A 6,497-nucleotide genomic window follows, 5' to 3' on the forward strand; every position below is an offset into this window, starting at 1 on the left:
GCCGGGTCTGCGCACGTCGTCCGGGCCCGTTCCTCCGTACGGAGCGCACGGAGGAGGCCCCGCGCCCACACGGCCTGTCCGTCGGCCGGGGGGATCGTCCGACAACGGGCCCTGAGGGCTGTCCCGCAATTCCTGGCGGGACAGCCCTTCAGGTCCCCATCAGTTCACGCACCGTCGCCATGTCGCTGAAGGGCACCAGTTCGTCACCGACGATCTGGTAAGGCTCGCTGCCCTTGCCGGCGATCAGAACGATGTCGTCCCGGCCCGCCCGCTCCAGCGCGAACGTGATGGCCCGGCGGCGGTCGGCGAAGCGTTCGAAGGGGGTGCCGGTCGCCGCCAGGCCCGGAGCGATCTGGTCCAGGATGACGTCCGGGTCCTCGTACCGGGGGTTGTCCGAGGTGAGGACGCACAGATCGGAATGGGTACCTGCGATGGTCCCCATGGCGGCCCGTTTGGTGGTGTCGCGGTCGCCGCCGCAGCCGAACACGGTGATGATCCGGCCCCGGGCGAAGCCTCGGATCGTGGTCAGCACCTTGTTCAGGGAGTCCGGCGAGTGCGCGTAGTCCACGATCACCGAGGTGCCCCGCGGGGTGTGGAGGCGCTCGAAGCGTCCCGGGATCTGCGGCATCCGTTCGAGCGCGCCGACCAGCCCGGTCAGATCGTGACCCAGGAGGTGGCAGGCGGCCACGGTCGCCAGTGCGTTGGAGACGGAGAACCGTCCGGGCGAGGGGATCGCCGCCGGATACTTGACGCCGTCGTGGTGCAGGGTGAAGCGGGTGCCCGCGGCATCCACGAGAAGGTCGGTGGCCCGGTAGTCCGCCGGGGTGTCCAGGGCGTACGTGGTCACCTCGCCCGGCATCATCGCCAGGATCCCGGCGCCCACCGCGTCGTCGGCGTTGACCACCGCACGCCGGCAGAGTCCCTGGAAGAGGCGGAGTTTGGCGTCCCGGTAGTTCTCCATCGTCCCGTGGTCGTCGAGGTGGTCCTGCGTCAGGTTCGTGAAGACGCCGATGTCGATGAACGTACGGTCCACCCGGTGGTTCAGCAGACCCATCGAGGTGGCCTCCAGGACGACGCTGCCGGTCCCCCGGTCACGCATGCGTCCGAGCAGGTACTGGAGGTCGGGCGATTCGGGCGTGGTCAGTACCGAGGGAGGCATCGGGATCAGCTCGTCGCCGATCCGGCTCCCGGCGGTGCCGATCACCCCCACCCTCGCGCCCTCCGAGATCCGCAGCACCGACTCGACCATGTACGAGACGGATGTCTTCCCGTTGGTACCGGTGACGGCCACCAGGTCCATCGCGCGTCCCGGCTCACCGAAGTACCGCGAGGCGACGACGGCCGCCGCCCTCCGGGTGTCCGGTACGCGGACGGCGCACACACCCTCCGCGGAGGCCGGGAGCGGCGGTGCCTGCCCGTCGACCAGGACCGCCACCGCGCCTCGGGCTGCGGCCGGGGCCACGGAATGCGGGCCACCCGCGAGGTGGTCCGGCACCGCGACGAAGAGCGAGCCCGGAGTGACCCGGTCCGCGTCGAAGGTGGTCCCCGCGGTGATGTCGGTCCGCTCCGGTACGCCCTGGAGCACGTGGTGTTCCTGCCCGGCCAGTAGTTCGCTCAGCTTCACGGTGATCCCTTCGAAGGCGGCTCGGGCCCGGTCCTGCGGCCGTCGCCGGGCAACAGCACCGGCGGTGCGCCGGAAGCTGCGGTGATGCTGTGGAGCCGGTGATGGGTCTCGCGGCCGGCCGGTGCCGGACGCGACGGGTTCAGCCCGGCGCACATGCCGGGGTCGTGAAGGGGGCGGGTCGGGGGCAGTGCCCCGGACAGGAACCGCGGAAGATCGCTAGCCGTGGCCGTGCAGAGCGGTGCGACGCGTATCGGAGGCACCCTCGGCGGGCATGGCCGCCGCTGCGGGAGCTGCCGGAGCGGCGGCGGCCGGGCGCAGCACGGAGGCGGCCCTCGACAGGCACTTCCTCACGTCATCGGTGCGACCCATGGACCGAGTGTACGTCCGGCCCGGTGCGGCGGAGCCCGCGCGGGCCGCGGGTCCCGCGCGGGGTGCTCGCTCCCGGACGACGGTTGTCCCGACCGTGCGGGGGCAACCCTGGAGCGTGCCCGGCGGGACCCGGCGCAGGCTCTGAGCTGCGGAGGAAGGCACGGCGGCGCCGCTTCGGGCGGGCCGGGTGCTGATCTTCCCTTTGCGGCCCCGGCCCGACCGGAGTGGAATTGCGTACAGGGGACGGTTGGGCGCCCGCGCCGTTCGGCACCGGGCTGTCCGCCCCGCCGGAGTGGAACGCCGGTGTGGACCGCCGACGTGGACCGCCACGGGCGGACCGCCGGAGCGCACTGCCGGAGGCGGACTGCCGAATGCGGTGACGACGGGCAGAAAGGACACACACCATGACCGACACCGACCGGGGGGACGACGTCTACCAGCCCCAGGAGCCGGAAGCCTCCGACCCCGACGACCTGCTCGATGTCGAGGACACCCTGGACACCTCGGGAATCACGGATGTCCTGGACGAGGGGTACTCGCCGCCGGACCGGCCGTGGGCGGTCGACGACCAGGGCACCACGGCGGCCGAGCAGCACACCGGCGAGTCCCTCGACAGCCGGCTGACCAGGGAACTGCCCGAGATCCCGGTCTCCGCCGACGACGGTCCCGGCGACCTGCCCGGCGGGGACGGCGAGCTCTGGGACACCGAGGTCGGCACCGTCCGGGCCGGGCGGCTCACCCAGCAGGCGGACGGCAGCGTTCCGTACACCCTGACCGCTCAGGACGTCGGGATCGACGGCGCCGCGGCATCGGCGGAGGAGGCCGCCATGTATGTGATTCCGGACGAGGAGGACGGCCTGCCGGGCGAGGGGCCACTGCCCACCGGTGACGGCGCGGCCCCCTCCCCCGCACCGTGAGGCGGGCACCGGCACGTCCTGAACGCTCTGTCCTCCCGTCCCGCGTCCACCCCGGCCGTTCCCTCACGTCCCCGTCGTCCCACGAGATCACAGGAGTACACAGATGAGCGGCACTGCGCAGATCGGCGTCACCGGGCTCGCGGTGATGGGCCGCAACCTCGCGCGGAACTTCGCGCGCCACGGCTTCACCGTCGCCGTGCACAATCGCACCACCGCGAGGACGGACTCCCTGGTCGAGGAGTTCGGCGACGAGGGCACCTTCGTCGCCGCGCACACGCCGAAGGAGTTCGTCGCCGCCCTGGAGCGCCCCCGCCGCCTCGTGATCATGGTGAAGGCCGGGGACCCGACCGACGCGGTGATCCAGGAGTTCGTACCGCTGCTGGACGAGGGCGACATCGTCATCGACGGCGGGAACGCCCATTTCGAGGACACCCGCCGACGCGAAGGGGAACTGCGCGAACGCGGTATCCACTTCGTCGGTACGGGGATCTCCGGCGGCGAGGAGGGCGCCCTGCACGGCCCGAGCATCATGCCCGGCGGTTCCGCCGAGTCGTACGAGTCGCTGGGCCCGATGCTGGAGAGGATCGCCGCGAAGGCCCAGGACGGCACCCCGTGCACCACCCACATCGGGCCGGACGGGGCCGGGCACTTCGTGAAGATGGTGCACAACGGCATCGAGTACGCGGACATGCAGCTGATCGCCGAGGCGTACGACCTGCTGCGGGCCGTCGCGGGCTACTCCCCCGGGCGGATCGCCGAGACCTTCCGCAGCTGGAACACCGGACGGCTCGACTCGTATCTGATCGAGATCACGGCGGAGGTCCTGGCCCACACCGACACGGCCACCGGCAGGCCCTTCGTCGACATCGTGCAGGACCGGGCCGAGCAGAAGGGCACCGGCCGCTGGACCGTGCAGATCGCGCTCGATCTCGGCGTACCGGTCTCCGGGATCGCCGAGGCGGTCTTCGCCAGGTCGCTGTCCGGCCACGCGGACCTCCGGGAGGCGGCCCGCGGTCTGGCGGGCCCCTCGGCCGTGCCCCTGGGCGAGGCGGAGGCGGCGGCCTTCGCCGACCGGGTCGAGCAGGCGCTCTACGCCTCCAAGATCGTCTCGTACACACAGGGCTTCCACCAGATCCGGGCGGGCGGCGAGGCCTACGGCTGGGACATCGACCTCGGCGCCGTCGCGTCGATCTGGCGGGCCGGGTGCATCATCCGGGCGGCGTTCCTGGACCGGATCAGGTCGGCCTACGACGCCCGCCCGGAACTGCTGAGCCTGCTGTCCGACGAACAGTTCGCACGGGAGATCGGCGCCGCGCAGGACGACTGGCGTGCGGTGGTCGCCGAGGCGGCACGGCAGGGGGTCCCCGTCCCCGGGTTCGCCGCCGCGCTGTCGTACTACGACGGGCTGCGCGCCGGCCGGCTCCCGGCCGCGCTCACCCAGGGACAGCGGGACTTCTTCGGCGCGCACACCTACCGGCGTACCGACAGGGAGGGCTCCTTCCACACGCTCTGGGGCGGCGACAGGTCGGAGGTCCCCGCCGGGTGACCCGGCCGGGCCACCCGGAGTGCGGGCGGGCCGCGGGTGTGGGTAAGTGGCAGCGAGCCCCCGCCGGCCTTCGGTCCCGCCGATGCCCCGCTGATCCCCCGCCAACCCTGGAGTGCGCGCATGCCCGACGCCGTCCCGGACCCGGTCGCGGTCCAGCCCGTGGTCGCCCAGCTGACCAACGCCGCGCTCATTCTGGTCGGCACGATCGAACCGGGGGGCGAGGCGGCCGTGCGCGAGGTGCTGCCCGACCTCGCGGCGGTCAGCCGTTCGATCGGCTTCCGCTTCCCGGACGCGGGGCTGGCCTGTGTGACGGGGTTCGGATCCGCCGCCTGGGACCGGCTGTTCGACGGTCCCCGCCCGGCGCGGCTGCATCCGTTCCAGGAGCTGCGGGGCCCGCTCCACCACGCTCCGGCCACGCCGGGCGATGTGATCTTCCATGTCCGGGCCGAGCGGATGGACGTCTGCTACGAGTGGGCCCGGCAGTTGCTGGAGCGGCTCGGCGGCGCGGTGCGGATCGTCGACGAGACCCAGGGCTTCCGCTATTTCGACCACCGTGACCTGCTCGGCTTCGTGGACGGCACGGAGAATCCGGTGGGTGACGACGCACGGTCCGCCGCCCTGGTGGGCGACGACGACCCCGGTTTCACGGGCGGCAGTTACGTCATCGTGCAGAAGTACCTGCATGATCTGGCGGCCTGGAACGCGCTGACCGTCCATGAGCAGGAAAGGGTGATCGGCCGGACCAAGTTCGACGACGTCGAGATGTCCGACGCCGAGAAGCCCGCCGACTCCCACATCGCTCTCAACACGATCACCGACCCGGACGGTACGGAGCGCGACATCCTGCGCGCCAACATGCCGTTCGGCAGTTTCGGACAGGGCGAGTTCGGCACGTACTTCATCGGATACGCGGCCGACCCCGAAGTGACCGAGCGCATGCTCCGCAACATGTTCCTCGGCGATCCGCCCGGTACGCACGACCGCATCCTCGACTTCTCGACCGCGGTCACCGGCACGCTCTTCTACGCCCCCAGCGCCGAGTTCCTCGACGCCCCGCCGCCGTCGCCCGCCCTCGCCGGGGCCGGGGCCCGCCCGGAACCGGCGACCGCGCCGGTACGGCGGGCACCGGCCCCGGCGATCCCGGACGACGGTTCGCTGCGCATCGGCAGCCTGCAAGAAAGCGCCCAGTGATGAACAACCTCCACCGCGAACTCGCGCCCGTCACGGAAGCCGCCTGGGACCAGATCGAGGAGGAGGCCCGGCGCACATTCAGCCGCCATGTCGCCGGCCGCCGGGTCGTGGACGTGACGGACCCGGACGGGCCGGAGCTGGCCGCGATCGGCGACGGTCACCTCCGCGACATCGACCCGCCCACTCCGGACGTGCTGGCCAGGGCCCGTACCTCGATGCCGCTCATCGAGTGGAAGGTGCCGTTCACGGTGACCCGGGCGGCCGTGGACGATGTCGAACGGGGTTCCGACGACAGCGACTGGCAGCCCGTCAAGGACGCGGCCCGCACCTGTGCGTTCGCGGAGGACATGGCCGTCATCGACGGCTACCCGGCGGCGGGGATCACCGGTCTGCGGGACGGTTCCTCGCACACCCCGCTCCCGCTGCCGGCCGATGCGCGGGACTACCCGGCGGCGGTCAGCCAGGCCCTGACGCAGCTGCGGCTGGCCGGGGTCGACGGACCGTACCGGCTGCTGCTGGGCGCCGACGCGTTCACCGAGGCCACCGAGACCTCCGACCACGGCTATCCGGTGGCCACCCATCTGGGGCGCCTGCTGGACGACCAGATCCTGTGGGCGCCCGCCGTCACGGGCGGGGTCCTGCTGTCCACCCGTGGCGGCGACTTCGAGCTGCGGCTCGGCCAGGATCTGTCGATCGGCTACCAGGACCACGACGCCACGAGCATCCGCCTCTACTTCCACCAGGCCTTCACCTTCCGGATGCTGACGCCGGAGGCCGTGGTCCCCCTCATCGCCTGAGGGGGCCGCGGCGGCGGGGCGGTCGGCCACGCGGGCGCGGCGTGGCGGCGGGC

Annotated in this window: 6 protein-coding genes; 4 read left to right on the forward strand and 2 right to left on the reverse strand. The window is 72.3% G+C overall.

Annotated features, from left to right (window positions below):
* Window positions 1–148 precede the first annotated feature (148 nt).
* A complete protein-coding gene (locus ABT170_RS38385; RefSeq protein WP_351875496.1) occupies window positions 149–1,624 on the reverse strand; it encodes a UDP-N-acetylmuramoyl-L-alanyl-D-glutamate--2,6-diaminopimelate ligase in 1,476 nt (491 codons plus the stop codon).
* A gap of 216 nt (window positions 1,625–1,840) precedes the next feature.
* Window positions 1,841–1,993: a hypothetical protein gene (locus tag ABT170_RS38390; protein ID WP_329947233.1), complete on the reverse strand. Its 153-nt coding sequence runs from the start codon at window positions 1,991–1,993 to the stop codon at window positions 1,841–1,843.
* A gap of 404 nt (window positions 1,994–2,397) precedes the next feature.
* Here ABT170_RS38390 and ABT170_RS38395 point away from each other — a divergent pair, with 404 nt between their 5' ends.
* The 4 genes from ABT170_RS38395 (at window position 2,398) to ABT170_RS38410 (ending at window position 6,444) form a co-directional block, all read left to right on the forward strand.
* Window positions 2,398–2,910, forward strand: coding sequence for a DUF5709 domain-containing protein (locus ABT170_RS38395; protein ID WP_329947234.1), 513 nt, complete (start codon window positions 2,398–2,400; stop codon window positions 2,908–2,910).
* Between the two features lie 103 nt (window positions 2,911–3,013).
* On the forward strand, window positions 3,014–4,456 hold the full coding sequence (gene gnd, locus ABT170_RS38400; protein ID WP_351875500.1) for an NADP-dependent phosphogluconate dehydrogenase: 1,443 nt from the start codon (window positions 3,014–3,016) through the stop codon (window positions 4,454–4,456).
* Between the two features lie 120 nt (window positions 4,457–4,576).
* The gene (locus tag ABT170_RS38405; protein WP_329947236.1) at window positions 4,577–5,647 is read left to right on the forward strand and encodes a Dyp-type peroxidase; all 1,071 of its coding nucleotides are present in this window, start codon (window positions 4,577–4,579) and stop codon (window positions 5,645–5,647) included.
* The gene (locus ABT170_RS38410) at window positions 5,647–6,444 is read left to right on the forward strand and encodes a family 1 encapsulin nanocompartment shell protein (RefSeq protein WP_329947237.1); all 798 of its coding nucleotides are present in this window, start codon (window positions 5,647–5,649) and stop codon (window positions 6,442–6,444) included. The genes ABT170_RS38405 and ABT170_RS38410 overlap by 1 nt, the downstream gene beginning before the upstream one ends.
* Window positions 6,445–6,497 lie beyond the last annotated feature (53 nt).

The organism is Streptomyces sp. NPDC001787 (genome assembly GCF_040297465.1).
Lineage (GTDB): Bacteria > Actinomycetota > Actinomycetes > Streptomycetales > Streptomycetaceae > Streptomyces.

Excerpts from the sequence above, each read along its gene's own strand:
- ABT170_RS38390 (WP_329947233.1), bottom strand. The coding sequence starts at position 1,993 with ATGGGTCGCACCGATGACGTGAGGAAGTGCCTGTCGAGGGCCGCCTCC.
- ABT170_RS38395 (WP_329947234.1), top strand. The coding sequence starts at position 2,398 with ATGACCGACACCGACCGGGGGGACGACGTCTACCAGCCCCAGGAGCCG.
- gnd (WP_351875500.1), top strand. The coding sequence starts at position 3,014 with ATGAGCGGCACTGCGCAGATCGGCGTCACCGGGCTCGCGGTGATGGGC.
- ABT170_RS38405 (WP_329947236.1), top strand. The coding sequence starts at position 4,577 with ATGCCCGACGCCGTCCCGGACCCGGTCGCGGTCCAGCCCGTGGTCGCC.
- ABT170_RS38410 (WP_329947237.1), top strand. The coding sequence starts at position 5,647 with ATGAACAACCTCCACCGCGAACTCGCGCCCGTCACGGAAGCCGCCTGG.